General features: G+C 42.6%; 30 protein-coding genes. 23 read left to right on the forward strand and 7 right to left on the reverse strand.

What is annotated here, in order from left to right:
• The first annotated feature begins 42 nt into the window (after positions 1-42).
• The 3 genes from hemW (at position 43) to serA (ending at position 3,223) form a co-directional block, all read left to right on the forward strand.
• Entirely contained in the window at positions 43-1,194 is a 1,152-nt protein-coding gene (gene hemW / locus BKK48_RS04310; RefSeq protein ID WP_077426938.1) for a radical SAM family heme chaperone HemW, read from the forward strand.
• Between the two features lie 105 nt (positions 1,195-1,299).
• Positions 1,300-1,959 carry a ribose-5-phosphate isomerase RpiA gene (gene rpiA / locus BKK48_RS04315; RefSeq protein ID WP_077426939.1) on the forward strand — a complete coding sequence of 220 codons (660 nt, stop codon included), beginning with the start codon at positions 1,300-1,302 and terminating at the stop codon, positions 1,957-1,959.
• A gap of 31 nt (positions 1,960-1,990) precedes the next feature.
• On the forward strand, positions 1,991-3,223 hold the full coding sequence (gene serA, locus BKK48_RS04320; protein WP_077426940.1) for a phosphoglycerate dehydrogenase: 1,233 nt from the start codon (positions 1,991-1,993) through the stop codon (positions 3,221-3,223).
• A gap of 118 nt (positions 3,224-3,341) precedes the next feature.
• Here serA and purL read toward each other — a convergent pair whose 3' ends face one another.
• Complete coding sequence (gene purL / locus BKK48_RS04325) at positions 3,342-7,235, reverse strand: phosphoribosylformylglycinamidine synthase (RefSeq protein WP_077426941.1); 3,894 nt, start codon at positions 7,233-7,235, stop codon at positions 3,342-3,344.
• A gap of 154 nt (positions 7,236-7,389) precedes the next feature.
• Between purL and BKK48_RS04330 the strand changes: the two genes are divergently transcribed.
• Entirely contained in the window at positions 7,390-7,929 is a 540-nt protein-coding gene (locus tag BKK48_RS04330) for a DUF924 family protein (protein ID WP_077426942.1), read from the forward strand.
• Between the two features lie 100 nt (positions 7,930-8,029).
• Here BKK48_RS04330 and BKK48_RS04335 read toward each other — a convergent pair whose 3' ends face one another.
• Positions 8,030-8,587 carry an NAD(P)H-dependent oxidoreductase gene (locus BKK48_RS04335; protein WP_077426943.1) on the reverse strand — a complete coding sequence of 186 codons (558 nt, stop codon included), beginning with the start codon at positions 8,585-8,587 and terminating at the stop codon, positions 8,030-8,032.
• Between the two features lie 99 nt (positions 8,588-8,686).
• Positions 8,687-9,649 carry an alpha/beta hydrolase family protein gene (locus BKK48_RS04340; RefSeq protein WP_244154858.1) on the reverse strand — a complete coding sequence of 321 codons (963 nt, stop codon included), beginning with the start codon at positions 9,647-9,649 and terminating at the stop codon, positions 8,687-8,689.
• Positions 9,650-9,809: 160 nt separating this feature from the next.
• On the opposite strand from BKK48_RS04340, the gene BKK48_RS04345 reads away from it, so the two are divergent.
• On the forward strand, positions 9,810-10,718 hold the full coding sequence (locus tag BKK48_RS04345; protein WP_077426945.1) for a LysR family transcriptional regulator: 909 nt from the start codon (positions 9,810-9,812) through the stop codon (positions 10,716-10,718).
• Positions 10,719-10,798: 80 nt separating this feature from the next.
• Here BKK48_RS04345 and BKK48_RS04350 read toward each other — a convergent pair whose 3' ends face one another.
• The 3 genes from BKK48_RS04350 to lpxH all read right to left on the reverse strand — a co-directional run bounded on the left by BKK48_RS04350 (position 10,799) and on the right by lpxH (position 13,093).
• Positions 10,799-11,593: a formate/nitrite transporter family protein gene (locus BKK48_RS04350; RefSeq protein WP_077426946.1), complete on the reverse strand. Its 795-nt coding sequence runs from the start codon at positions 11,591-11,593 to the stop codon at positions 10,799-10,801.
• Positions 11,594-11,702: 109 nt separating this feature from the next.
• Positions 11,703-12,248 carry a carboxymuconolactone decarboxylase family protein gene (locus BKK48_RS04355; protein ID WP_077426947.1) on the reverse strand — a complete coding sequence of 182 codons (546 nt, stop codon included), beginning with the start codon at positions 12,246-12,248 and terminating at the stop codon, positions 11,703-11,705.
• Positions 12,249-12,382: 134 nt separating this feature from the next.
• A complete protein-coding gene (lpxH, locus tag BKK48_RS04360) occupies positions 12,383-13,093 on the reverse strand; it encodes a UDP-2,3-diacylglucosamine diphosphatase (protein WP_077426948.1) in 711 nt (236 codons plus the stop codon).
• Between the two features lie 86 nt (positions 13,094-13,179).
• Between lpxH and BKK48_RS04365 the strand changes: the two genes are divergently transcribed.
• From BKK48_RS04365 to BKK48_RS04375, 3 genes are read left to right on the forward strand one after another with little or no spacing between them, the layout of a single operon-like run.
• Positions 13,180-13,926 carry a 1-acylglycerol-3-phosphate O-acyltransferase gene (locus BKK48_RS04365; RefSeq protein ID WP_077426949.1) on the forward strand — a complete coding sequence of 249 codons (747 nt, stop codon included), beginning with the start codon at positions 13,180-13,182 and terminating at the stop codon, positions 13,924-13,926.
• Positions 13,919-15,328 carry a multicopper oxidase domain-containing protein gene (locus tag BKK48_RS04370; RefSeq protein WP_077426950.1) on the forward strand — a complete coding sequence of 470 codons (1,410 nt, stop codon included), beginning with the start codon at positions 13,919-13,921 and terminating at the stop codon, positions 15,326-15,328. The genes BKK48_RS04365 and BKK48_RS04370 overlap by 8 nt, the downstream gene beginning before the upstream one ends.
• A gap of 44 nt (positions 15,329-15,372) precedes the next feature.
• Positions 15,373-15,852 (forward strand): hypothetical protein, encoded by a 480-nt coding sequence (locus tag BKK48_RS04375; protein WP_077426951.1) that lies wholly within the window; start codon positions 15,373-15,375, stop codon positions 15,850-15,852.
• Between the two features lie 45 nt (positions 15,853-15,897).
• Here the strand turns inward: BKK48_RS04375 and BKK48_RS04380 are convergent, their stop codons facing one another.
• The gene (locus BKK48_RS04380; RefSeq protein ID WP_077426952.1) at positions 15,898-16,119 is read right to left on the reverse strand and encodes a SlyX family protein; all 222 of its coding nucleotides are present in this window, start codon (positions 16,117-16,119) and stop codon (positions 15,898-15,900) included.
• Positions 16,120-16,210: 91 nt separating this feature from the next.
• Between BKK48_RS04380 and BKK48_RS04385 the strand changes: the two genes are divergently transcribed.
• From BKK48_RS04385 to rplO, 15 genes are all read left to right on the forward strand, one after another.
• Complete coding sequence (locus tag BKK48_RS04385) at positions 16,211-16,933, forward strand: FKBP-type peptidyl-prolyl cis-trans isomerase (RefSeq protein ID WP_077426953.1); 723 nt, start codon at positions 16,211-16,213, stop codon at positions 16,931-16,933.
• A 98-nt stretch (positions 16,934-17,031) separates the two neighbouring features.
• Positions 17,032-17,694, forward strand: a complete 663-nt coding sequence (locus BKK48_RS04390) for a helix-turn-helix transcriptional regulator (RefSeq protein WP_077426954.1) — start codon at positions 17,032-17,034, stop codon at positions 17,692-17,694.
• Positions 17,694-18,074 (forward strand): sulfurtransferase complex subunit TusD, encoded by a 381-nt coding sequence (gene tusD, locus BKK48_RS04395; RefSeq protein WP_077426955.1) that lies wholly within the window; start codon positions 17,694-17,696, stop codon positions 18,072-18,074. Before BKK48_RS04390 ends, tusD begins: the two co-directional genes overlap by 1 nt.
• The gene (tusC, locus tag BKK48_RS04400) at positions 18,071-18,430 is read left to right on the forward strand and encodes a sulfurtransferase complex subunit TusC (protein WP_077426956.1); all 360 of its coding nucleotides are present in this window, start codon (positions 18,071-18,073) and stop codon (positions 18,428-18,430) included. Before tusD ends, tusC begins: the two co-directional genes overlap by 4 nt.
• Before the next feature lie 10 nt (positions 18,431-18,440).
• Entirely contained in the window at positions 18,441-18,728 is a 288-nt protein-coding gene (locus tag BKK48_RS04405) for a DsrH/TusB family sulfur relay protein (protein ID WP_077426957.1), read from the forward strand.
• 154 nt (positions 18,729-18,882) lie between these two features.
• Positions 18,883-19,254: a 50S ribosomal protein L14 gene (rplN, locus tag BKK48_RS04410; RefSeq protein ID WP_077415353.1), complete on the forward strand. Its 372-nt coding sequence runs from the start codon at positions 18,883-18,885 to the stop codon at positions 19,252-19,254.
• A gap of 13 nt (positions 19,255-19,267) precedes the next feature.
• Entirely contained in the window at positions 19,268-19,579 is a 312-nt protein-coding gene (gene rplX, locus BKK48_RS04415; RefSeq protein WP_077426958.1) for a 50S ribosomal protein L24, read from the forward strand.
• A 17-nt stretch (positions 19,580-19,596) separates the two neighbouring features.
• Positions 19,597-20,136: a 50S ribosomal protein L5 gene (rplE, locus tag BKK48_RS04420; protein ID WP_018356926.1), complete on the forward strand. Its 540-nt coding sequence runs from the start codon at positions 19,597-19,599 to the stop codon at positions 20,134-20,136.
• Between the two features lie 11 nt (positions 20,137-20,147).
• The gene (rpsN, locus tag BKK48_RS04425) at positions 20,148-20,453 is read left to right on the forward strand and encodes a 30S ribosomal protein S14 (RefSeq protein WP_077426959.1); all 306 of its coding nucleotides are present in this window, start codon (positions 20,148-20,150) and stop codon (positions 20,451-20,453) included.
• A gap of 36 nt (positions 20,454-20,489) precedes the next feature.
• On the forward strand, positions 20,490-20,882 hold the full coding sequence (gene rpsH / locus BKK48_RS04430; protein WP_077426960.1) for a 30S ribosomal protein S8: 393 nt from the start codon (positions 20,490-20,492) through the stop codon (positions 20,880-20,882).
• 15 nt (positions 20,883-20,897) lie between these two features.
• Entirely contained in the window at positions 20,898-21,431 is a 534-nt protein-coding gene (gene rplF / locus BKK48_RS04435) for a 50S ribosomal protein L6 (protein WP_077426961.1), read from the forward strand.
• A 13-nt stretch (positions 21,432-21,444) separates the two neighbouring features.
• Positions 21,445-21,798: a 50S ribosomal protein L18 gene (gene rplR / locus BKK48_RS04440; protein ID WP_077415362.1), complete on the forward strand. Its 354-nt coding sequence runs from the start codon at positions 21,445-21,447 to the stop codon at positions 21,796-21,798.
• 14 nt (positions 21,799-21,812) lie between these two features.
• Positions 21,813-22,313 (forward strand): 30S ribosomal protein S5, encoded by a 501-nt coding sequence (gene rpsE / locus BKK48_RS04445; RefSeq protein ID WP_077426962.1) that lies wholly within the window; start codon positions 21,813-21,815, stop codon positions 22,311-22,313.
• A 6-nt stretch (positions 22,314-22,319) separates the two neighbouring features.
• Positions 22,320-22,499, forward strand: coding sequence for a 50S ribosomal protein L30 (rpmD, locus tag BKK48_RS04450; protein WP_005543631.1), 180 nt, complete (start codon positions 22,320-22,322; stop codon positions 22,497-22,499).
• 3 nt (positions 22,500-22,502) lie between these two features.
• The gene (gene rplO / locus BKK48_RS04455; protein ID WP_077426963.1) at positions 22,503-22,937 is read left to right on the forward strand and encodes a 50S ribosomal protein L15; all 435 of its coding nucleotides are present in this window, start codon (positions 22,503-22,505) and stop codon (positions 22,935-22,937) included.
• Positions 22,938-22,940: the final 3 nt, after the last annotated feature.

Here is a 22,940-nt window from a genome sequence, read left to right on the forward strand (position 1 = left end):
GGCATAAAATAACACAAAATATCTTCCAATCTATCCACTATCATGCTTAAACTTCCTCCGCTTTCTCTCTACATCCATATTCCTTGGTGTGTGCAGAAATGTCCTTATTGTGATTTTAACTCCCACGCGCAAAAAGGTGAGATTCCCGAAAAAGACTATATCTCTCACTTGTTGCAAGATTTACAAGCGGATCTGGTGCGTTTTCAGGAAAGTATTCAAGGCCGTCAGTTACATTCCATTTTTATTGGCGGTGGCACGCCGAGCTTGTTTTCGGCAGAAAGTATCGGGTATTTATTGGGTGAAATAAAAAAACAGATTTCCTTTGAAAAAGAGATTGAAATCACCTTGGAGGCCAATCCGGGGACGGTTGAAGCGGAACGTTTTAAAGGCTATATGGCTGCGGGGGTGACGAGAATTTCCATGGGAATTCAAAGTTTTAACGATGATAAACTGCAGCGTCTTGGGCGAATTCATAACGCAGAAGAAGCCAAAAGTGCGGTCAATTTGGCGAAAGTTTCTGGGCTGCAAAGTTTTAATTTGGATTTGATGCATGGGCTACCTCATCAAACCTTGGATGAGGCTTTAGCGGATTTACGCCAAGCCATTGAACTTGCGCCCCCTCATCTTTCTTGGTATCAACTCACCATTGAGCCGAACACGATGTTTGCCTATCGTCCTCCAAGACTGCCTGATGAAGAGGCACTTTGGGCTATTTTTGAACAAGGACACCAATTACTCACTGAGGCAGGCTATCAGCAATATGAAACGTCTGCCTATGCCAAACCGGGATTTCAATGTCGACACAATATGAATTATTGGCGTTTTGGTGATTATTTGGCGATAGGTTGTGGCGCACACGGAAAACTCACGTTTCCTAACGGGAAAATTTTGCGTTTTTCTAAAACCAAACACCCGAAAGGCTATTTGAGAGGGGAGTATCTTTATGAGGAAAAAAACGTTCCCGAAATTGACCGCCCTTTTGAATTTTTTATGAACCGTTTCCGTTTATTGGAAGCCGTGCCGAAAGCGGAGTTTGAGGCTTACACGGGGCTCGCACCCGGTATGGTTAAAGCGCAGATGGATCTTGCCCTTCAACAAAACTATATCGTAGAAACCCAAACTGCTTGGCAGATCACCGAACATGGAAAATTATTTTTAAATGAGCTGCTCACTTTGTTTTTAACAGAGGATTAACCCATGTTATTTTTTCATGATGGCTCATCAAAATTTGCACTTGTTTATTTAATTTGTGCGTATTAAAGTAACGCAATCGTTTACTTCTGAAAAAGAGGAACAGAAATGGATCAATTAGAAATGAAAAAGCTCGCTGCCCAAGCCGCTTTAAAATATGTTAAAGCGGATACCATTGTAGGGGTGGGAAGTGGTTCAACAGTCAATTGTTTTATTGAGGCCTTAGGGGCAATGAAGCATCAAATTCAAGGTGCGGTAGCGGCCTCAAAGGCTTCTGAAGAATTGCTTCGTAAACAAGGCATTGAAGTGTTTAGCGCCAATGAAGTGTCAGGGTTGGATATTTATGTGGACGGCGCTGATGAAATTAACCCGCAAAAAATGATGATTAAAGGCGGCGGTGCAGCCTTGACGAGAGAAAAAATCGTAGCTGCCTTAGCGAAAAAATTTATTTGCATTGTGGATGAGAGCAAGCAAGTGGATGTGTTGGGTTCAACCTTTCCATTACCGGTGGAGGTGATCCCCATGGCTCGTTCACAAGTAGGCAGAAAATTAGCCGCCCTTGGCGGGGCGCCGGAATACCGTGAAGGTGTGGTGACGGATAATGGTAATGTAATTTTAGATGTACATAATTTTGCCATTTTAAACCCAGTGGAAATGGAAAAAGAACTCAATAATGTTGCAGGCGTAGTCACCAATGGCATCTTTGCTCTGCGAAGTGCCGATGTTGTGATCGTGGGCACGCAGGAAGGGGCAAAGATCATTGATTAATCAATAAAAATAACTCATAAGGAAAGCAAACATGACAAATAAAGTTTCACTCGACAAATCAAAAATCAAATTTGTATTGCTTGAAGGCGTGCATCAAAGTGCGTTAGATACACTGCATGCGGCAGGCTATACCAATATTGATTATTACAAAAAAGCCCTTGATGGTGATGAGTTAAAAGCGGCTATTAAAGATGCACATTTTATCGGCTTGCGTTCTCGTACCCATTTAACGGAGGAAATGATTGATGCCGCACCAAAACTCATTGCGGTGGGCTGTTTTTGTATTGGCACGAATCAGGTTGATCTGAATGCAGCAAAAGCACGAGGTATTCCGGTCTTTAACGCCCCTTTTTCAAACACCCGTTCTGTCGCAGAATTAGTCTTAGGGGAAATTTTGCTTTTGATGCGTAATGTACCGCAAGCCAATGCCGAAGTGCATCGTGGGGTATGGAATAAATCCGCCACCGGCTCGCACGAGGTGCGGGGCAAAAAATTAGGGATTATCGGTTATGGGCATATCGGTTCTCAATTAAGTATTATTGCGGAATCCTTAGGGATGGATGTGTATTTCTACGATATCGAAAACAAACTGCCCCTTGGCAATGCCAAACAGATTGCGACCTTGGAAGAGTTGTTAAGCAGTTGTGATGTGATCTCTTTACATGTACCGGAATTACCTTCAACCCGTAATTTAATGAGTGCAGAGCGTATTGCACAGCTAAAACCGGGGGCTATTTTAATCAATGCGGCACGGGGTTCGGTGGTGGACATTGATGCCCTTGCCCAAGCCCTAAAAGAGGGGAAAATTCATGGGGCAGCAATTGATGTTTTCCCGGTTGAACCGGCATCAATCAATGAAGAATTTGTTTCGCCATTACGTGAATTTGATAATGTGATTTTAACCCCGCATATTGGTGGCTCTACTGCAGAAGCACAAGAAAATATCGGTTTTGAAGTCGCCGGAAAATTTGTGAAATATTCCGACAATGGTTCTACCTTATCTTCAGTGAATTTCCCAGAAGTGTCTTTACCGGAACATGCCGGCACCAAGCGTTTATTACATATTCACGAAAACCGCCCGGGTGTGTTAAACAAACTCAACCAAATCTTTGTGGAAGCCAATATTAATATCGCCGCCCAATATTTACAAACTGATCCGAAAATCGGTTATGTGGTGGTGGATGTGGAAACAGAAGATACCGAGCCGCTCTTGGCGAAATTGCGTGAAATTGACGGCACAATCCGAGCGAGAGTGCTTTATTAAAAGGTCAAAAGTGCGGTTGATTTCAACCGCATTTTTCATTTCATACCGTCCATAAAAAATCGAGGGAATAAGCATCTTATTCCCTCGATTTAAATGGTTATCTTCTCAGTGGTTAGCTTTATTTAAACGCCACTCTAGCATTTCTAAATAACCGCATCCAAGCGCCATCTTCGCTCCAATTTTCCGGATACCACGAGTTGCTCACCGCTCGGAATACCCGTTCAGGGTGCGGCATCATAGCGGCAATTCGACCGTCCACATTGGAAATGGCGGTGATCCCTAAAGCCGAACCATTTGGGTTAGCCGGATAGGTTTCCGTCACATTCAAGTTGTTATCAATATATTGTGCCACAATTAAATTTTGTGCTTGAAGTGCGGTTAAATTTTCCGGTGTTTTGAATTCAACCCGTCCTTCACCATGAGAAACCGCGATCGGCATATGGGAACCTGCCATACCTTGGAACCACAAAGAGTGGGTGTCGTTGATTTTCACTAAGCCGACACGGGCTTCAAAACGTTCGGATTTATTACGCACAAAACGTGGCCAGTTTTCTGCCCCCGGGATGATTTCCGCAAGGTTGGAGATAAACTGACAACCGTTACATACCCCCAAAGAAAGGGTGTTTTCATTGGCAAAGAATTGGCTGAATTGATCCCGTAATTGCGGATTGAACAAAATCGATTTTGCCCAGCCGCCACCTGCCCCAAGCACATCTCCATAAGAGAAACCGCCACAAGCAACCATGGCATTGAAATCATTTAGATTGTAACGTCCTGCCATTAAATCACTCATGTGAACATCAATAGCGGCAAAACCGGCACGGTCGAAGGCTGCTGCCATTTCCACATGGCTATTGACCCCTTGTTCACGAAGCACCGCAACCTTCGGTTTGGCTCCTTTGGCAATATAAGGGGCGGCAATATCCTCATTCGGATCATAGCTTAGGAAGGCCGATAATCCTTTGTTTTGCGGATCTTTTTTCGCTTCAAACTCTTGGTCGGCACATTCCGGATTATCACGCAAACGTTGCATTTGATGAGTTAATTCCGCCCAAATACCCCGCAATTCAGAACGTTTTTCACAGAGTAATTTTTTATTGCCTCGTGCGATTTCGATTCGATCATCGCTGGTTACCGCCCCGAGTTCGTGTGTCAATGGTAATAAATTGTGGGCATTTAAAATTTCACGCACAGCGTTTAATTCGCTTTCTGCCACTTGAATGACCGCTCCCAGTTCTTCGTTAAATAATACCGCAAGATCATTATCGCCTAGGGCAGAAATATCCACTTCGATACCGCAGTTTCCGGCAAAGGCCATTTCTGCGAGGGTGACGATTAAGCCCCCGTCAGAGCGGTCGTGGTAAGCCAATAATTTACGCTCTGCCACCAAAGTTTGCATGGCATCAAAAAACTGTTTCAATGTTTTCGCATTTTCCACATCTGCCGGTTTATCACCCAGTTGTTTATAAACCTGAGCAAGTGCGGTCGCTCCAAGGCGATTTTTACCTTCACCCAAATCGATCAACAAGAGGCGGGAAGATCCTTTATCGGTACGCAGTTGTGAGGTGACGGTTTTACGCACATCTTCCACTCGAGCAAAGGCACTGATGACTAAAGAAAGTGGAGCGGTGACGGTTTTCTTCTCACCATTTTCTTCCCAAGTGGTTTTCATCGACATGGAGTCTTTTCCCACCGGAATGGTGAGGCCAAGTGCAGGACAAAGTTCTTCACCGACGGCTTTCACCGCTTCATAAAGTCCGGCATCTTCTCCCCTGTGGCCGGCCGCCGACATCCAGTTGGCGGAAAGTTTAATGCGTTTCATCTCACCAATGTTGGTGGCGGCGATATTGGTGATGGATTCAGCCACGGCCAAACGGGCAGAAGCCGCAAAATCAAGTAAGGCCACAGGCGCACGTTCACCCATTGCCATGGCTTCACCGTGATAGCTATCAAGGCTTGCAGTGGTGACTGCCACATCGGAAACCGGAATTTGCCATGGGCCGACCATTTGATCCCGTGCCACCATACCGGTGACAGAGCGGTCGCCAATGGTAATGAGGAAGGTTTTTTCTGCCACCACCGGTAAACGTAACACACGGTGCAGGGCTTCTTTCAGCACAATATTCTCTTGTAAAACAGGGGGATTTTCGACCGCACTTGATTGCACATTGCGGGTCATTTTCGGTGTTTTACCGAGTAGCACATTCATTGGTAAATCAATCGGATTATTGTTGAAATGGCTATCGTGCAAGGTTAAATGTTGTTCTCTCGTGGCTTCACCAATCACCGCAAAAGGCGCACGTTCACGTTCGCAAAGTGCGGTAAATAAATCCAGTTTTTCCGGAGCAACGGCTAACACATAGCGTTCCTGTGATTCGTTACACCAAATTTCAAGCGGGGACATCCCTTTCTCATCGCAAAGAATGGAACGTAAATCGAATTTTCCGCCCCGCTCGCCATCGTGTACCAATTCCGGCATGGCATTGGATAAACCGCCTGCTCCCACATCATGAATAAATAAAATGGGGTTCTCTTCACCGAGTTGCCAGCAACGGTCGATCACCTCTTGGCAGCGGCGTTCCATCTCAGGGTTTTCCCGTTGAACGGAAGCAAAATCTAAATTTTCCTTTGATTTACCGCTATCCATTGAGGAAGCCGCACCGCCACCCAAGCCGATATTCATCGCCGGGCCGCCTAAGACGATAAGTTTTGCGCCCACAGGAATTTCGCCTTTTTGTACATGTTCGGCTCGAATATTGCCGATACCGCCTGCCAGCATAATGGGCTTGTGATAACCCCGCACTTCTTCACCGTTAAAACTGTTTACTTTTTCTTCATAAGTACGGAAGTAGCCAAGTAATGCAGGGCGACCAAATTCATTATTAAATGCCGCTCCCCCTAACGGGCCTTCAATCATAATATCGAGTGCTGAAGCAATGCGGTTAGGTTTGGAAAGTGGATTTTCCCAAGGTTGCTCAAAGTTTGGGATCACCAAATTTGACACGGAAAAGCCGGTTAATCCTGCTTTGGGTTTTGCTCCACGACCGGTTGCGCCTTCATCACGAATTTCCCCGCCGGAGCCGGTTGCCGCCCCCGGGAAAGGGGAGATCGCTGTTGGGTGATTGTGGGTTTCCACTTTCATTAAAATATGCGCATCTTCATTGTGGTAGCGATATTGTCCGTCTTGGTCGGCAAAGAAACGCCCCACTTTAGAGCCTTCCATTACTGCCGCATTATCTTTATAAGCGGAAAGCACGAAATCCGGGGTTTTCTCAAAGGTATTTTTAATCATTTTAAACAAGGATTTGTCTTGTTTTTCACCGTCAATCACCCAATCGGCATTAAAGATTTTGTGGCGACAATGCTCGGAATTCGCTTGAGCGAACATATAAAGCTCGATATCGTTCGGGTTGCGTCCAAGTTTGGTGAAATTGTCCACCAAATAATCGATTTCATCTTCTGCCAAAGCAAGCCCCAACTCAATGTTGGCGGTTTCTAAGGCTTTTCGACCACCGCCTAAAATATCCACTGTGGTAAAAGGTTTTGGCGCTTGATGGTGGAATAACATTTCGGCCTCTTTGGCATCCCGCACGACGGTTTCCATCATGCGATCATGTAAAAGTGCGGTCAATTTTGGCAGTGTTTTTTCATCTAAGGGTTGGTTAAATGCAAAGTAATAGGCAATCCCCCGCTCAATTCTCGCCACTTCTTTTAACCCACAGTTGTGAGCGATATCTGTCGCTTTAGATGACCAAGAAGAAATCGTACCGAAACGTGGGATAACAATAAAGGTTTCCCCTTTTGCTTCGTGTTCTGCCAAGGTTGGGCCGTAATGGAGCAAGGCTTTTAGTTTGCTTTCCTGTTCGCCGGAAAGTGTGCTATTCAGTTCTACAAAATGGATATACTCGGCATAGACAGAGCGCACCGCTAATCCGTTTTGCTGGAATTTTTGCATTAAGCCATGGATACGGAATTCGGAAAGAGCAGGTGAGCCACGAAAAATTTGAAACATAAGGATTCCCTTTGAGTGAATAGAAATAAAAATTGTGCGCCATTATAAAGGAAAAGGGTATAAAACGAAAACGTTTGCGTGTTGTTTTAGCGCATTCTTTATTAAGGCGTTTTTGTGTAAAATATGTCCGTTTTTTTATTGATAGGAGAAAGCAATGTCTTACCAAGTTGTACTTGATTTTTGGTTTAGTGAGGAAACAAAGCTTTTTTGGTTTGCAAAAAGTGAAGAATTTGACCGCCAAATTCGTGAACAATTTTATGCGTTGTGGCAGCAAGCCGCACAATCGGAATTAAGCCATTGGCGTGAAACCGTGCAGGGGCGATTGGCTGAAATTATTGTGCTAGACCAGTTTTCACGCAATTTACATCGTGATAGCCCGTTGGCATTTGCCCAAGATAATATGGCTATTGCACTGGCTCAAGAAGCCATCAAACAGCCTGAATTTAGCAAGATGACCGTGCGTGAACGTCATTTTATGCTGATGCCGTTAATGCACAGTGAAAGCAAAGTGATTCACGAGCAAGCCGTGCCTTTATTTAAACAATTTGGTCCCGAAGAAAGCGTGGATTTTGAATTAAAACATAAAGTGATTATTGACCGCTTCGGTCGTTATCCTCATCGAAATGCCGTGTTAGGACGGGAAAGTAGTGCAGAAGAAATTGAATTTTTAACCCAACCGGGATCGAGTTTTTAAATCATAAAACGTTAAAGCAATCATATTCTCCATTGAGCGGTCAGCGCAATGGAGATTTTTATATCAAAAATAAAGTTGGGAAGTGGTTATGATTGGATCATTAAAGGTTTTCTAAACGAGCAATTAACCGCTTAGCGTGATCGTTAGCGATAGCCTGCACATTAGATAGCGCTTTTGCATCACTGACGCCTTCAATGTAAAGTATGCCGTGTGAATAAACCGGTTCTTGCCAGCACATTCCACAGAGTTTTGCAGTGTCCATAAAGGCAGGATAGAAGGCATTGATTCTATGGGCGTGATTACCATCGTATTCATCGGCACCCCCGCCTGTGGTGAAGGACAAAATGAATTTTTTTCCCCGTAATTTGTCGCCTTTACTGCCGTAAGCGAAGTCGTGCAACAATACATCATCAATCCATTTTTTAAGTAATGCAGGCACGTTATACCAATACATCGGGAATTGCCATACGATGATATCGGCTTCCACCAGAGCAGCTTGTTCTGCCGCAACATCAAAATGATAGTTTGGATAAAGACTATCCAATTTTCGAATATTGATTTTTTCACCAAAATGGGCTTGGAGTTCATCTAAAATCAGTTTATTGCCAACGGAAATGGATAAGTCAGGATGCCCGCTGATGAGGGTGATTTTTTTCATAATTTTTTCCTCTGCTTTTTAATTTAAAGAAATAGCCTATGTTGTGCTATCGACATAGGCTATATTTTTGACAAAAAGTCGATTAAAAATGACCGCACTTTACTTCATATATTTGGCGAAGAAATCGAGGACAACTTTCGGTTCACGTCCAAACCAGTTGTAACCGTCTTTAAAGCGTCGGGTTGTTCCTTCGATCCAAAAGATTTCTTTTTCTTTCGATGCCAATAAATCAAAGGTTTTTTGTCCATCTTCCGGATTGCGTGTCCAAGCATCATCTTTTACTTGAACAATGAGTGTCGGCATATGCACAAAAGGAGCGGTCAGATGTGGTGTCATTTCTGCTGCGGTGAATCCCCCCATACGAAGCAGTTCCAAATCAATCAATTCTTGATATTGTTGCACGCCCTGCAATTCGGAGAAAGCATCATAAATTGCCGCCATGGAAACCACCATTGGGCTTACCATACATTTTACGTTAGCAAACAACTCAGGGCGTTCTTTAATCGCTCGATATTGTGAGTTACCGCCCATACATTGGCTGTATAAACCGACGGTCATTTTGCTCAGTTCAGGGTGGGCATCGACCCATTTTTTCACGCCGACACAATCACGCCATTCCCAGTTACCAATGCCGCTGATACCGCCATTCGCTGCCCCACTGTTGCCATGATTGCGAATATCGTAAGTTAAGACATTATAGCCGGCATCGGTTAAGTGTTTGTATTGGATAACAAAATCGATTTCTACCGCATCAAACCCGGCCCATGGCATACCGAAATGCCCCGGGAAACCAGAACGGCACATGGGTAATGCGTGGTTGAAAATAATGAGTTTATCGGATTTTTCTTTAGCGGGAATATACCAGGCTTCTAAAGGTACACCGTCATCAGAGGGAATGACGAGTTCTTCATAGGCCATACCATATTCATCAGGGGTTTTAAAAATGAAGCTACGAAGTGGACGGACGATTGCTGCTAACCCTTTCACTTTTTCATAATCTTCTGCTGAAATGGTTTTTTCTTGTTCAAAGGCTTTTGCTAAACGTTCCGGTGACATTCTCATAGTCGTTCTCCTGTTCATTTTTCAAATCATTTTGTCATTTAGACAAGCGCATTATATCGAAAATTATGTGCAATATAATTCCTTATTATGGATTTTATTATTCCTCTTTGAGGTTTAATCATATAGTATCGCCTCAAGCAACAAATGAGAGATAAGTGAAATGATGAATAAACTGGAAATATTACGGATTTTTTGTAGTGTGGCTGAAACTTTGCATTTTCGTGAAACGGCAAACCGTCTTGCGTTATCTCCTCAAGTGGTATCAAGGGCAATTGGCACATTGGAAAAAACACTTGGCGAAGTGTTGTTTCAACGCAGTACAAGACAAGTTAAATTGACGGATTTCGGTGAAGCGTTTTTACCACAAGCGCAACAGCTTATTGCTGATGCAGAACGGTTGTTTAGCTATCGAAAATCATTAAACACACAGGAAATTGCAGGGATAGTCCGAATTGCCGTGCCTGAAATCCCGTTAATGCAAGCGGTGCTGGAAAAAGTGTTGGCAAAAGCCGCCGCTTATCCTGATTTGCGGCTACATTGGCAAGCAAGATTGACGGTAGAAGATGTGGTGAATGAACAAATTGATGTGGGTTTTCGTTTTGGCATGCCTGATGACAATCGGCTTATTATTCGTAAAGTCGGTTTGGTCGAAGATTGTATTGTGGCATCGCCAACGCTTTTAGAACGCTGCGGGCATCCGGAAAACTGGCAAGACCTCAAAAATTATCCGCTGAGTGCCTTATTCAATCCCAACACCGGGCGGGCTTATGCGTGGTATTTGTCCCACAAAACGCAGTTTATCCCTCCTCGTCCGAAGTTTACCGCTACCTGTATTGCCGATGAGCTTACGGCTGTCCGACAAGCCCAAACCATCGCCTTTTTGCCACGTTTTCTCTGTGCACCCTATCTAAAAAGTGGTGAATTGGTGGAGCTTTTCCCCGAACTTGCCCGCAAACAATGGACAGCTTATGTTTATCGCCCATACAGAAATGTCACTCATCCTCGTGTAAAAATCGTATTTGATTGGTTGGTGGAAAGTATTGAAGCGCTTTTAAGAGAAAAGAAATAGCGATATTGTGTTTATCTTTGTGAAATAGGCATTGAAAGTGCGGTTACAAAAAACGTTGTTCTTTTTGACCGCACTTTTGTTTAGATTTGATAATCTTCTTTTAATAAATGGCGATAGGCATAGAGATAAGAAGCGCCCACGAAAGCGGCACCTCCGGTGACATTGCCAAGAAAAACCGGGATCATATTGAGAAAAAATGCTCCCCAAGTGATTTCTGCACCGGCAAAAATGCCGGCAGGAATAATAAACATATTGGCGACAAAATGTTGTAAGCCGATAAGCACGAAAATCATTACGGGAAACCACATGGCAAGAATTCGACCTGAGGTTTGTTTCGCCCCAAAATAAAACCAAATTCCCATACAAACCATCCAGTTACAAGCTATGGCTGAAACGAAAGCTCGGAAAAAATCCATTTGTACTTTGGCTTCGGCAATGGCGATGGTTTTTGCACTCGCCATGCCCTCAGCCAAGCCTACATAATGCCCTAAGAAAAATGCCATAAACAGTGCGCCGGCCAGGTTGCCAAGGCTGACGATGCCCCAGTTTTGGACTAATTTTTTGAAACTGACACGTTTGCTCAGACGTCCTAATGCCATCATCATCATGTTTCCGGTGGCGAGTTCTCCTCCGCCAATCAGAATACAGATTAAACAAATAGGAAAGACAGCAGCCCCTAATAAAGTCGCAAGTCCGCTCCATTCAGAGGGAATACCGCTTACTACTTTTAAATAAGCCATATAGCCGAAACTGACATAGCCCCCTCCTAAAAAACTGAGAATAGCGAGCGTTTTAAGATGTCCTTGTGATTTGGCATAACTTTTGTCAATGACATCTTGTAATATTTCATGAGGGTAAAGATCACGACTATTCATTGGATTTCCTTTTTATTAATAACGGATTGATTATTCAATATGCCCACATATTTCGCATTCGCAATGCCTAAAAAAATGGCAAAGAGAAGACTTTGCCATTGGGGGGGAATCAGGCGAAAGGCTGTAATTCAGGATTTATCGGGGTTTCTGCAATATTATTGACGTAGTTACATAATGTGGCGAGGCTGATGCCAAGGAGCACATCAATGGCATTTTCTTGTGTGTAACCTGCATCAAAAAAGGCTTGGAGTTGTGCTTGGGTTAGTTTCGCTTTTTGTAAGATAACGGCAAGGGTAAAGCGGGCAAGGGTATCTAGTTTTTCATCACTTTCAATGCGTGCGGTGGCACGAATTTGATTGACAAGATCTTCTTCTAACTTTAATACTTTCAAGGCAATTTTCGTATGACCTGCCACGCAGAACCCACAACCGTTCACCACCGCCGCAGTGATTTGCACCACCTCACGTTCTGTGGCATTAAGGCTGTTTCTGCCATTAATCCCGCCCACGGTACGGTAGGTTTCTAAGGCTGTTGGGGCGTTGGCTAACACTCCGATTAAATTGGGAATAAATCCATTGGCGTTATTCACTGCGGTTAAGGCTTCTTTGGCAGCAGTCGGTGCGGTTTCAATGGTGTGAATGGTAAATTGAGACATAAAAAACTCCTATCGAAAAATAACTTGCCTATTTATCGTACGAAAGGTGTTTAAATTTTGGAAAGAAATAAAGGCTATTTGATAGATAAAAAAGTTATAAGTGTGAAAATCAGCCTAATTGTTCCACAGAGGCTTTATTTTAGGAAAACCATTTCCCCCTTTTCTGTTGCCATTAAAATGGAGGCATAATCGGTTCGCCAATCGCCTAATACAATACGTTTTTTGCCTTCCTCATGATGAATGGCTTCACGGTGGGTGTGTCCATGAATTAAGCAAGGGGCATTAAACCGTTGCATTTGGGCTAAGGTGAAAGGGCGGTTTACATCCATAATGTCATCGGGTTTTTGGGCTTTGTCTTTCCGGCTTTTCGCTCGAATTTTCTCTGCGATTTTTAACCGCACTTTTAGGGGTAAATGAAGAAAGAGCCATTGTCGCCATTTTTGATGGACTTTTTGTCGAAATTGTTGGTATTTCACATCATCAATACACAGGGTGTCGCCGTGGCAAAGCAGGGTAGGCACACCGTAAAGATTAATTATGTGATAATCAGGCAACAAGGTCATGCCGGTTTCTTTTGCAAAGCGTTTTCCAATCAGGAAATCACGGTTGCCGTGGGTGAAATAACAAGCAATGCCTTGTGCCGTGATCTGTTTAATCGAATTTTTCACTTGAATGATGAGGGGGGATTGTTCATCATCACCAATCCAAAAATCAAATAAGTCCCCCAAAATGTAAACTGCCTCTGCCGTTGGGGCGAGATTTTGCATAAAGTCGAGGAAAAGTGCGGTCAATTCCGGCTGTGTTTCTCTGAGGTGAAGATCTGAAATGAAATAGGTCTTTTTCATAAAATTTCCGTAAATTTTTGCCTAGATTAGCACAAAATCCCTTCTAATTTGCTATACTTTTGCGAAATTTTCTCATAGGTATTGATATGTTAAAACTGGCTCGAATTCTCGTTGTGGTGGTGTGTTGTATTTTAATTTGTGTCCTTGGCACGATCTATTCTTTTATCCGCTTTAAAAATCCAAGTAATGTGAGTGTGGTTGCACGATGGTTCGGGCGTTTGTCGCCATTGTTTGGTTTACAGGTGGAACACCGTTTCCCGAAAAACACGGCAAATATTGGGCGTGCAATTTATATTGGAAACCACCAAAACAATTACGATATGGTGACCATTTCTTATATGGTGTTGCCTCGAACAGTGAGTGTGGGGAAAAAAAGCCTAATTTGGATCCCTTTTTTTGGCATTTTATATTGGGTGACGGGAAACGTTTTTTTGGATCGGGAAAATCGTTCTAAAGCCCATAGCACAATGTCACAGTTGGCGGAGCGCATTAATAAAGATGATCTTTCCATTTGGATGTTCCCGGAGGGAACTCGTAGCCGTGGGCGAGGGTTACTCCCTTTTAAAACAGGGGCTTTTTATGCGGCGATCGCTGCTGGTGTGCCGGTTGTTCCGGTGGTGTGTTCTACCACCCATAATAAAATTGATCTCAATCGTTGGGATAATGGTAAGGTCATTTGTGAAATGATGGAACCGATTGATACAAGCGGTTATAGCAAAGAAAATGTCCGTGATTTAGCGGTATATTGCCATGATTTAATGGAAAAACGCATTGCCGAATTAGATGAAGAAATTAGGCAAGCCCAGCAGGATAAGGAAAGCCAACATGCTTAAACTTTCCCGCCGCCAGTTACTAAAAACAAGTGCCATTTCCACCGCACTTTTTTCTGTGCCAACCCCTTTAATGGCCGCCACACGATCAAAATTAGTGGTGCCACCCTTGGTTGAAGTGCGTCGTGGTCGCCCGATTATACTGACGATGGAAGAAATGGGCTATCGGTTAGATGGTGAGCACCAAGTTAGTGTGTGGGGTTTTAATGGCAATTATTTAGGGCCGACCATAAAAATTAAGTCGGGCAGTTTTGCAAAACTGAATTATCACAATAATTTACCTCAACACGTTTCTCTTTCTATTCAAGGGTTGCAGGCTTCCGGCGAGCTGTTCGGCGGTGCGGCTCGGGTATTAAAAAAAGGGGAGTCTTGGGCGCCGATTGTGCCGATTAATCAACCGGCTGCCACTTGTTGGTATCGTTCTGCGACATTGGCTAATTCTGCCTATCAAACCTACCGTGGTTTGGTGGGAATGTGGTTGATTGAAGATGAGCACAGCGTTAAATCAGCTCTTCCCCGTAAATATGGAGTGGATGATATTCCGTTGATTTTACAAGATATGGAATTTAATCGTGAAGGGTTGCAGCTATTCAAACAAAATCAACCGCACTTTGTGGGCAACCGCTTATTGGTTAATGGCTTGGAAGCCCCTTATTTAGATGTGCCTCGAGGGTGGGTGAGATTGCGTTTGCTCAATGCCTCTTTGGCGCGAGCCTATGAATTACGTTTGGATAATGATCAAGATATCACGGTGATTGCAAAAGACTTAGGCTTTCTTCCACAGGGGAAAGAGGTGAAATCCTTTATTTTAGCCCCCGGAGAGCGGACGGAAATCCTCGTCAATTTAAGTGAGGGGGGCAATGTTTCGCTGATTTCCGGGCATAAACGGGGTATTTTTGACAAAGTGAAACAGATTTTTTCTGCAGATGGCGAGTTAGTGGAAAATACCGTGTTGGAATTACGCCCTCAGGGAGATTTTTCCGCGTTTGCACAAAAAATGGCGGTTAGTTTTGAAACGGATGCTGTTTCCATGCGAAAAGCGGTGGTGGCAGGCGAACGGGAGTTTGTATTGGATGTTTCCAATGGGTTAATCAATCAAAAACGTTTCGATCCGCGTCGTGTGGATGTGGTGGCGAAACAAGGTTCGGTTGAACGGTGGATTATCAACGCCTCTTTACCTGTTGGGTTTACCATTCAGGGTGCAAAATTTATCATTGAAAGTGATGAAAAAGGTGTGCCGGAAGAAAGTGAATTAGCTTGGAAAGACACGGTCTGGGTGAGAGGAAAAACGCAAATTTTGGTGCGTTTTGACCAACCTTCTTCTAATACTTACCCGTTTATCTTTGGTGCATCGAACCTGATGCTGGCCGATATGGGCTGTATTGGCACGATGATTGTGCAATAAACGGGTGTTATTTATTTCGTTTGATGAATAAAAAGGAAAGGAAAATGAAAAAAACATTAGGTTTAATGGTGAGTGCAACAGCACTATTGGGTGTCATAAACCTTGCGCAAGCAACTGGTGAGGAAAATAAAAAAGAGGAAAAAACGGATTTACCGGAAATTTATCTTTCCGTGTTTAATACTTCCACAGAAGTTTTTACAGATCTTAAAACCACGACACTATCTCGCAGCAATCCTAACCTTCAACTTTGTTGGGTCGCACAGGGGCAATTTGGTCAAACAGTGAGCGTAGTGGAAACATTGAAAGCACCGAAAAAACAAAACGTAGTGGCAAATGGTTCAGAAGTCTCCACGTCAAAAAATGGGAGAGAGAATGTTATCCGCAGTACCTTAAATGCATCTGAGCAAGGCCACTTAGTGAGATGCTGGCGTTTTGATGAGTCCGATCCTTTAGGAAAATATAAGTTAAAGGTTCAAATTTTGGAGAAGAGTTATCCTGACTTTTCTTTCACTGTGGCAAAATAAGTATAAGCCAAAATGGATAATCATAGCGTGGATTATCCATTTTTTTCAATAATGGGGCGGTGGCGTTTCTTCCGCTTGACTGGCAATATTTGAGGGTTGGAAATCTTTTAATTTATTCGCCATATAACGCAATTGTAGCTGCATTCTATCCATATCAAATTGCTGTTGCACCAATGCCTGATTAAGTTCTTCTAGTAATTGTTCTTGAAATGCCACTTTTGTTTCAAGCTCGGTAATACGATTTTCTAACATTTGTTGAATTTGCATAATTTTTCTCTAAATTTTAAAAAAAAGTTGAGAATAGCTTAAATCCGATTTAATCTATCCGGCACTTTTCTATTATAAGGGATTAATAATCATGTTAAAAATTCAAAAAATGTCATTTGCTGCATTAATGATAAGTGCGGTGGTTTCCGGCACAGTTTTGGCAGATGAAAAGACGGATGCAAAGTTCAACGATGAGGTTTCTTATGCCTTAGCGGCTTATTCCATGACGCAAGCAAAAATCATGGCAGAGCAAGGTGAAATTAAATTAAATGAAGCGCAGGTAAATAAAGCGGTAGAAGATGTATTAAAGGGTAAATTTACCGAGCAAAAAATTGGTGAATTGAGCCAAACATTAGAGCAGTTTCAACAAAAAGTGATAGCGCGCGAACAGGCGAAAATGAAAGAAATTTCACAAAAGGCACAAGAGGAAGGGGATAAATACCGTGCTGAATTTGCCAAAAAAGAAGGCGTGAAAACCACGAAATCCGGTTTGTTATATCGCATCGTTGAAGCAGGAAAAGGTGAGGTGATTAAGCCAACGGATACGGTGAAAGTGCATTACACCGGTAAGCTACCAAATGGTGAAGTCTTCGATAGTTCTATTGGTCGAGGGCAACCGGCAGAGTTTCGTTTAGACCAGGTGGTGAAAGGCTGGACAGAGGGACTTCAGCTGGTGAAAAAAGGCGGAAAAATTGAATTAGTTCTTCCACCGGAATTGGCTTATGGTAAACAAGGTGCAGGCGCATCAATTCCACCTAATGCAACACTGTATTTTGATGTTGAAGTGCTAGATGTCAATCCAAAAACAAAATAATGAATGATTTAAATGGAAGCACAAGCATTGGCTTGTGCTTTATTATTAATTTTATGGCACAAAGTGCGGTCATTTTGAATGTCGATTAGGTCTTGCTTATGTTATATCACAAACATATTTTCACTGATGAAGATCGCACAATTTTGAATTCTTACAAAGCGGTGGTCGATGGGGTCAGTGCGCTTATCGGCGAGCATTGTGAGATTGTTTTACATTCTTTAGAAGATATTGAACACTCCGCAATTTGTATTGCTAATGGGCATAATACCAACCGTCAGGTAGGCTCGCCTATCACGGATTGGGCATTGCGTTCGTTGCGTAATATGCAAAGTGAAAGTGTGTCACAGCCCTATTTTACGCGATCAAAGGGCAATGTTTTGATGAAATCCGTCACGATTGCTATTCGAAATAAAAATCAGCGAATGATTGGATTGCTCTGTATTAACATTAATCTTGATGTGCCTATCTCACAGTTTGTTCAGTCTTTCATGCCGGCAATGAAAGCGGAAGAAACTTCATCGGTTAATTTTGCCAGCTCTGTTGAGGAACTGGTTTCTCAAACGATTGAGAAAACCGTAGAAGAAGTGAATACGGATCGTGGCGTCGCCAATAACAATAAGAACCGCCAAATTGTGGTGTCCCTCTATGAAAAAGGGATTTTTGATATTAAAGATGCAATTAATTTAGTGGCAGAGCGTTTAAATATTTCCCGTCATACCGTTTACCTTTACATTCGTCAAATTAAACAAGATCAAGAATAATGAATTATGTGCTTGCAGTAAAAAGCCCGATTTACGGTAAACAAGGGGCTTATCTTGCCTATCAATTTGCAGAAGCATTAGTTAAAAAAGGGCATACCATTACACAAATCTTCTTTTTTCAAGAAGGGGTGAGCAATGGTAATGCCTTTGTTTATCCTGCAAATGATGAAACCCATCTGCAGCAATATTGGCAGCTTTTTGCTAAGCAGAATGCCATTCCTTTGCATTTATGTGTGGCCGCCTCACAACGTCGTGGCATTGTCGATAGCATGACGGCAAAAGAGAGCGAAAATCATAATCTGGCAGAGGGCTTTGTGATTGCCGGTTTAGGGGAATTTATGGCGGCAGTATTAAAATCAGACAGGCTTATCACATTATGAAAATGGCTTTTTTATTTCGCACTGCACCTCATGGTTCTTCCGTTGCAAGAGAAGGATTAGATGCGTTATTAGCCGCCACGGCATTTTGCGAAGAAGACGAAATTGGCGTATTTTTTATTGATGATGGTGTGTTTAATCTATTGAATGGACAGCAGCCGGAATGGTTATTGCAAAAAGATTTTATTCGCACCTTTAAATTATTAGATTTATACGGCATTGAACAACGTTTTGTTTGTCAAAATTCCCTTGAAAAATTAAAAATAGATAAAGATAGTTTCATTTTATCCGTAGAAAAAATTGATCGCACTTTGCTGATGACAAAATTACATCAAGCAGAGAAAGTGCTCACGTTTTAAAGGGGAAAGTATGCTCTATTGTTTTTCTCAAGCACAGTATGGCTGCGATGAATTGGTCGATCTTCTTGCGTGTGTAACAGAAAATGATGCGGTGGTGCTTTGGCAGGATGGGGTTTTGCTTGCGGTTAAATATCTCCAGTATTTTGCATGTTGTAAAGGGCAATGTTTTATTCTTGAAACAGATACTTCGGCAAGAAATTTGACCGCACTTTTGCCAAAAGAAAACCCAATTCAATTAATTTCTTTAATGGATTTGGTGGACATTACCGAGCAATATTTTCCTCAAATTGCACTATAAAAAGTGCCTCTCTTTAATTTTCCTTTCATGGCATAAAATCTTATTGATTAGATGAGTGCTTTATGCTATATTCCGCCACCTCTTACCCGTTTATTATGGTGTAAGTAGGTTCGTCCCGAAAAGGGTGTTTTTTTAAACTTAACGGAGCACTAATATGATCCAAGAACAGACTATGCTGGATGTTGCTGATAACTCAGGCGCTCGCAGCGTAATGTGTATCAAGGTTCTAGGTGGATCGCACCGTCGTTATGCTGCTGTTGGTGACATCATCAAAATTACCGTAAAAGAAGCGATTCCACGCGGTAAAGTGAAAAAAGGTGATGTATTAAAAGCAGTTGTTGTGCGCACCAAGAAGGGTGTTCGTCGCCCAGATGGATCAGTCATTCGCTTCGATGGTAATGCCTGTGTCATTTTAAACAATAACACAGAGCAACCAATCGGTACTCGTATTTTTGGACCGGTGACTCGTGAACTTCGTTCTGAGAAGTTTATGAAGATCATTTCTTTGGCACCAGAAGTACTGTAAGGAGAAGTGACAAATGGCTGCAAAAATTCGTCAAAACGATGAAGTAATCGTGCTTGCTGGTAAAGACAAAGGCAAGCGTGGCAAGGTAACTAAAGTGTTACCAAACGGTAAAGTATTTGTTGAGGGTATCAACATTATCACTAAACATGAAAAACCGGTTCCTGCATTAGGAAAAGCGGGTGGTTTAGTGAAAAAAGAAGCAGCAATCGATGCTTCAAATGTTGCGATTTTCAATCCAAAAACAAATAAAGCTGACCGTGTAGGTTTTAGATTTGAAGAAGGTAAAAAAGTCCGTTTCTTTAAATCTAACAATGAAATTATCTAACAAACTGGAGTAATGCGATGGCGAAACTGCATGATTACTACAGAGATCAAGTAGTAAACGAATTAAAAAATAAATTCGGCTACAAATCTGTCATGCAAGTCCCACGAATCGAAAAGATTACCCTGAATATGGGTGTGGGTGAAGCATTGACCGATAAAAAATTGCTAGACAACGCAGTAGCGGATTTAACAGCAATTAGCGGTCAAAAACCTTTAGTAACCAAAGCTCGCAAATCTGTTGCAGGCTTTAAAATCCGTCAGGGATATCCAATCGGTTGTAAAGTAACACTACGCGGTGAGCGTATGTGGGAGTTCTTTGAACGTTTAATTACAATTGCTGTTCCACGTATCCGTGACTTCCGCGGTTTAAGCGCGAAATCATTTGATGGTCGTGGCAACTACAGCATGGGTGTGCGTGAACAAATCATCTTCCCTGAAATCGACTACGATAAAGTAGATCGTGTGCGTGGTTTAGATATCACTATCACAACCACTGCTAAGAATGATGAAGAAGGTCAAGCACTACTTGCTGCCTTTAATTTCCCATTCCGTAAATAAGGCAGGTTATTATGGCTAAACAATCAATGAAAGCACGCGATGTAAAACGCGTTAAATTGGCTGAAAAATTCTATGCTAAACGTATGGAATTGAAGAAAATTATTTCTGATGTCAATGCCTCTGACGAAGATCGTTGGAATGCAGTGTTAAAGTTACAATCTTTACCACGTGATTCTAGCCCATCTCGTCAACGTAACCGTTGCCGCCAAACCGGACGTCCTCACGGCGTTCTTCGTAAGTTTGGTTTAAGCCGTATTAAGGTTCGTGAAGCTGCAATGCGCGGTGAAATCCCAGGCCTTAAAAAAGCAAGTTGGTAATATACCACTTTATTTTGGAATCGGAGAAAAAGCACAATGAGTATGCAAGATCCAATCGCAGATATGTTGACTCGTATTCGTAACGGTCAGGCTGCGAACAAAGTTGCGATCAGTATGCCTTCATCCAAGCTAAAAGTGGCAATCGCCAATGTATTAGCTGCTGAAGGTTATATCGAAAGCGTTAAAGTTTTAGATGGTGCAAAACCTGAATTGGAAATTACATTAAAATATTTCCAAGGTAAACCAGTTGTAGAAAGTATCCAACGTGTAAGCCGTCCTGGTCTTCGTATTTATAAACGTAAAGACGAATTACCAAAAGTGATGGGTGGTTTAGGTGTTGCTGTTGTTTCTACATCTAAAGGTGTTATGACTGACCGTGCAGCTCGTCAAGCGGGTTTAGGCGGTGAGATCATCTGTTACGTAGCTTAATAGAGAGGTAGGAAAATGTCTCGTGTTGCAAAGGCACCTGTTAATATTCCTGCCGGTGTTGAGGTTAAACTTGACGGTCAGCTATTAACAGTAAAAGGTAAAAATGGCGAGTTATCTCGCAAAATTCATAACTCAGTTGAAGTTAAACAAGATAATGGTCAATTAACTTTCTCTCCGCGTGAAGGTTTTGTTGAAGCCAATGCTCAATCGGGTACGGCTCGTGCATTAGTTAATGCAATGGTTATCGGTGTTACTGAAGGCTTCACTAAGAAATTAGTATTGGTGGGTGTAGGTTACAGAGCCCAGCTTAAAGGCAATACAGTTGCATTAAGTTTAGGTTATTCTCACCCAATAGAGCACACTTTACCAACAGGTATTACTGCTGAATGTCCTTCTCAAACAGAAATCGTATTGAAAGGGGCTGATAAACAGTTAATTGGTCAAGTTGCAGCCGATATTCGTGCTTATCGCCGTCCTGAGCCTTACAAGGGTAAAGGTGTACGTTACGCTGATGAAGTGGTGCGTATCAAAGAGGCTAAGAAGAAATAATTAAGGTAACACTATGGATAAGAAATCAGCTCGTATCCGTCGTGCAGCTCGTGCACGTCATATGATGAAAGAGCAAGGTGCAACCCGTTTAGTGGTTCATCGTACTCCACGTCATATTTATGCACAAGTTATTGCACCAAACGGTTCAGAAGTGCTTGCCGCCGCTTCAACTGTTGAGAAAGCAATTCGTGAGCAAGTAAAATATACCGGTAACAAAGATGCCGCTGCAGTAGTGGGTAAAGCTGTTGCAGAACGTGCTTTAGCAAAAGGCGTACAAGCTGTCGCTTTTGATCGTTCCGGTTTTAAATATCATGGTCGTGTCCAAACTTTAGCGGACGCTGCTCGTGAAGCTGGTCTACAGTTCTAATGAGGTAAATTGAGATGTCAAACATCGAAAAACAAGCTGGTGAACTGCAAGAGAAGCTAATCGCAGTAAACCGTGTATCAAAAACTGTAAAAGGTGGTCGTATTATGAGCTTTACTGCATTAACTGTAGTAGGTGATGGTAACGGCCGTGTAGGTTTTGGTTATGGTAAAGCGCGCGAAGTTCCGGCAGCGATCCAAAAAGCGATGGAAAAAGCACGTCGCAATATGATTAATGTCACTTTAAATGAAGGTACTTTACAACACCCGGTTAAAGGTGTTCATACTGGTTCGCGTGTATTTATGCAACCAGCGAGTGAAGGTACCGGTATCATCGCGGGTGGTGCAATGCGTGCAGTATTAGAAGTTGCGGGTGTACGCAATGTACTTTCTAAAGCGTATGGCTCAACCAACCCAATCAATGTTGTTCGTGCAACGATTGATGCATTAGCAAATATGAAATCACCGGAAATGGTTGCTGCGAAACGTGGTAAAACCGTTGATGAAATTTTGGGGTAATTAATAATGGCTAAAACTATTAAAGTAACACAAGTTCGTAGCTCAATTGCTCGTTTACCGAAGCATAAGGCTACCTTGCGTGGTCTCGGTCTTCGCCATATGCACCATACTGTTGAGTTAATTGATACACCTGCAGTGCGTGGTATGATTAACCAAGTTTCATACATGGTTAAAGTGGAGGAGTAAGGGATGCGTTTAAATACTCTATCTCCGGCTGAAGGTGCAAAGCACAGTGCTAAACGCCTTGGTCGTGGTATCGGTTCAGGTTTAGGCAAAACAGGCGGACGTGGTCACAAGGGACAAAAATCTCGTACCGGTGGCGGTGTTCGTCGTGGTTTTGAGGGTGGCCAAATGCCACTATACCGTCGTTTACCGAAATTTGGTTTTACTTCAATGAAAGCCGCTGTTACAGCAGAAGTTCGTTTGAATGAATTAACCAAAGTAGAAGGTAATATCGTAACTTTAGAAACATTAAAAGCTGCGAATGTTTTAACTAAAGATATTCAATTCGCTAAAGTTATTTTAGCAGGAGAAGTGAAATCTGCGGTGACTGTTCGTGGTTTACGTGTGACTAAAGGAGCAAAAGCAGCAATTGAAGCTGCTGGCGGTTCAATTGAGGAATAATTA

The sequence above is a fragment of the Rodentibacter heidelbergensis genome (assembly GCF_002000125.1).
In the GTDB taxonomy this organism is placed as follows: Bacteria; Pseudomonadota; Gammaproteobacteria; order Enterobacterales; family Pasteurellaceae; genus Rodentibacter; species Rodentibacter heidelbergensis.

Coding starts and splice junctions, on each gene's coding strand:
- rpsH (WP_077426960.1), top strand. CDS start 20,490: ATGAGTATGCAAGATCCAATCGCAGATATGTTGACTCGTATTCGTAAC.
- BKK48_RS04350 (WP_077426946.1), bottom strand. CDS start 11,593: ATGAATAGTCGTGATCTTTACCCTCATGAAATATTACAAGATGTCATT.
- BKK48_RS04375 (WP_077426951.1), top strand. CDS start 15,373: ATGAAAAAAACATTAGGTTTAATGGTGAGTGCAACAGCACTATTGGGT.
- rplN (WP_077415353.1), top strand. CDS start 18,883: ATGATCCAAGAACAGACTATGCTGGATGTTGCTGATAACTCAGGCGCT.
- rpsN (WP_077426959.1), top strand. CDS start 20,148: ATGGCTAAACAATCAATGAAAGCACGCGATGTAAAACGCGTTAAATTG.
- rplX (WP_077426958.1), top strand. CDS start 19,268: ATGGCTGCAAAAATTCGTCAAAACGATGAAGTAATCGTGCTTGCTGGT.
- rplO (WP_077426963.1), top strand. CDS start 22,503: ATGCGTTTAAATACTCTATCTCCGGCTGAAGGTGCAAAGCACAGTGCT.
- BKK48_RS04345 (WP_077426945.1), top strand. CDS start 9,810: ATGATGAATAAACTGGAAATATTACGGATTTTTTGTAGTGTGGCTGAA.
- hemW (WP_077426938.1), top strand. CDS start 43: ATGCTTAAACTTCCTCCGCTTTCTCTCTACATCCATATTCCTTGGTGT.
- rpiA (WP_077426939.1), top strand. CDS start 1,300: ATGGATCAATTAGAAATGAAAAAGCTCGCTGCCCAAGCCGCTTTAAAA.
- lpxH (WP_077426948.1), bottom strand. CDS start 13,093: ATGAAAAAGACCTATTTCATTTCAGATCTTCACCTCAGAGAAACACAG.
- BKK48_RS04355 (WP_077426947.1), bottom strand. CDS start 12,248: ATGTCTCAATTTACCATTCACACCATTGAAACCGCACCGACTGCTGCC.
- rpsE (WP_077426962.1), top strand. CDS start 21,813: ATGTCAAACATCGAAAAACAAGCTGGTGAACTGCAAGAGAAGCTAATC.
- purL (WP_077426941.1), bottom strand. CDS start 7,235: ATGTTTCAAATTTTTCGTGGCTCACCTGCTCTTTCCGAATTCCGTATC.
- rplR (WP_077415362.1), top strand. CDS start 21,445: ATGGATAAGAAATCAGCTCGTATCCGTCGTGCAGCTCGTGCACGTCAT.
- serA (WP_077426940.1), top strand. CDS start 1,991: ATGACAAATAAAGTTTCACTCGACAAATCAAAAATCAAATTTGTATTG.
- rplF (WP_077426961.1), top strand. CDS start 20,898: ATGTCTCGTGTTGCAAAGGCACCTGTTAATATTCCTGCCGGTGTTGAG.
- BKK48_RS04385 (WP_077426953.1), top strand. CDS start 16,211: ATGTTAAAAATTCAAAAAATGTCATTTGCTGCATTAATGATAAGTGCG.
- BKK48_RS04340 (WP_244154858.1), bottom strand. CDS start 9,649: ATGAGAATGTCACCGGAACGTTTAGCAAAAGCCTTTGAACAAGAAAAA.
- BKK48_RS04380 (WP_077426952.1), bottom strand. CDS start 16,119: ATGCAAATTCAACAAATGTTAGAAAATCGTATTACCGAGCTTGAAACA.
- BKK48_RS04370 (WP_077426950.1), top strand. CDS start 13,919: ATGCTTAAACTTTCCCGCCGCCAGTTACTAAAAACAAGTGCCATTTCC.
- tusD (WP_077426955.1), top strand. CDS start 17,694: ATGAATTATGTGCTTGCAGTAAAAAGCCCGATTTACGGTAAACAAGGG.
- BKK48_RS04405 (WP_077426957.1), top strand. CDS start 18,441: ATGCTCTATTGTTTTTCTCAAGCACAGTATGGCTGCGATGAATTGGTC.
- BKK48_RS04390 (WP_077426954.1), top strand. CDS start 17,032: ATGTTATATCACAAACATATTTTCACTGATGAAGATCGCACAATTTTG.
- BKK48_RS04335 (WP_077426943.1), bottom strand. CDS start 8,587: ATGAAAAAAATCACCCTCATCAGCGGGCATCCTGACTTATCCATTTCC.
- BKK48_RS04365 (WP_077426949.1), top strand. CDS start 13,180: ATGTTAAAACTGGCTCGAATTCTCGTTGTGGTGGTGTGTTGTATTTTA.
- rpmD (WP_005543631.1), top strand. CDS start 22,320: ATGGCTAAAACTATTAAAGTAACACAAGTTCGTAGCTCAATTGCTCGT.
- BKK48_RS04330 (WP_077426942.1), top strand. CDS start 7,390: ATGTCTTACCAAGTTGTACTTGATTTTTGGTTTAGTGAGGAAACAAAG.
- rplE (WP_018356926.1), top strand. CDS start 19,597: ATGGCGAAACTGCATGATTACTACAGAGATCAAGTAGTAAACGAATTA.
- tusC (WP_077426956.1), top strand. CDS start 18,071: ATGAAAATGGCTTTTTTATTTCGCACTGCACCTCATGGTTCTTCCGTT.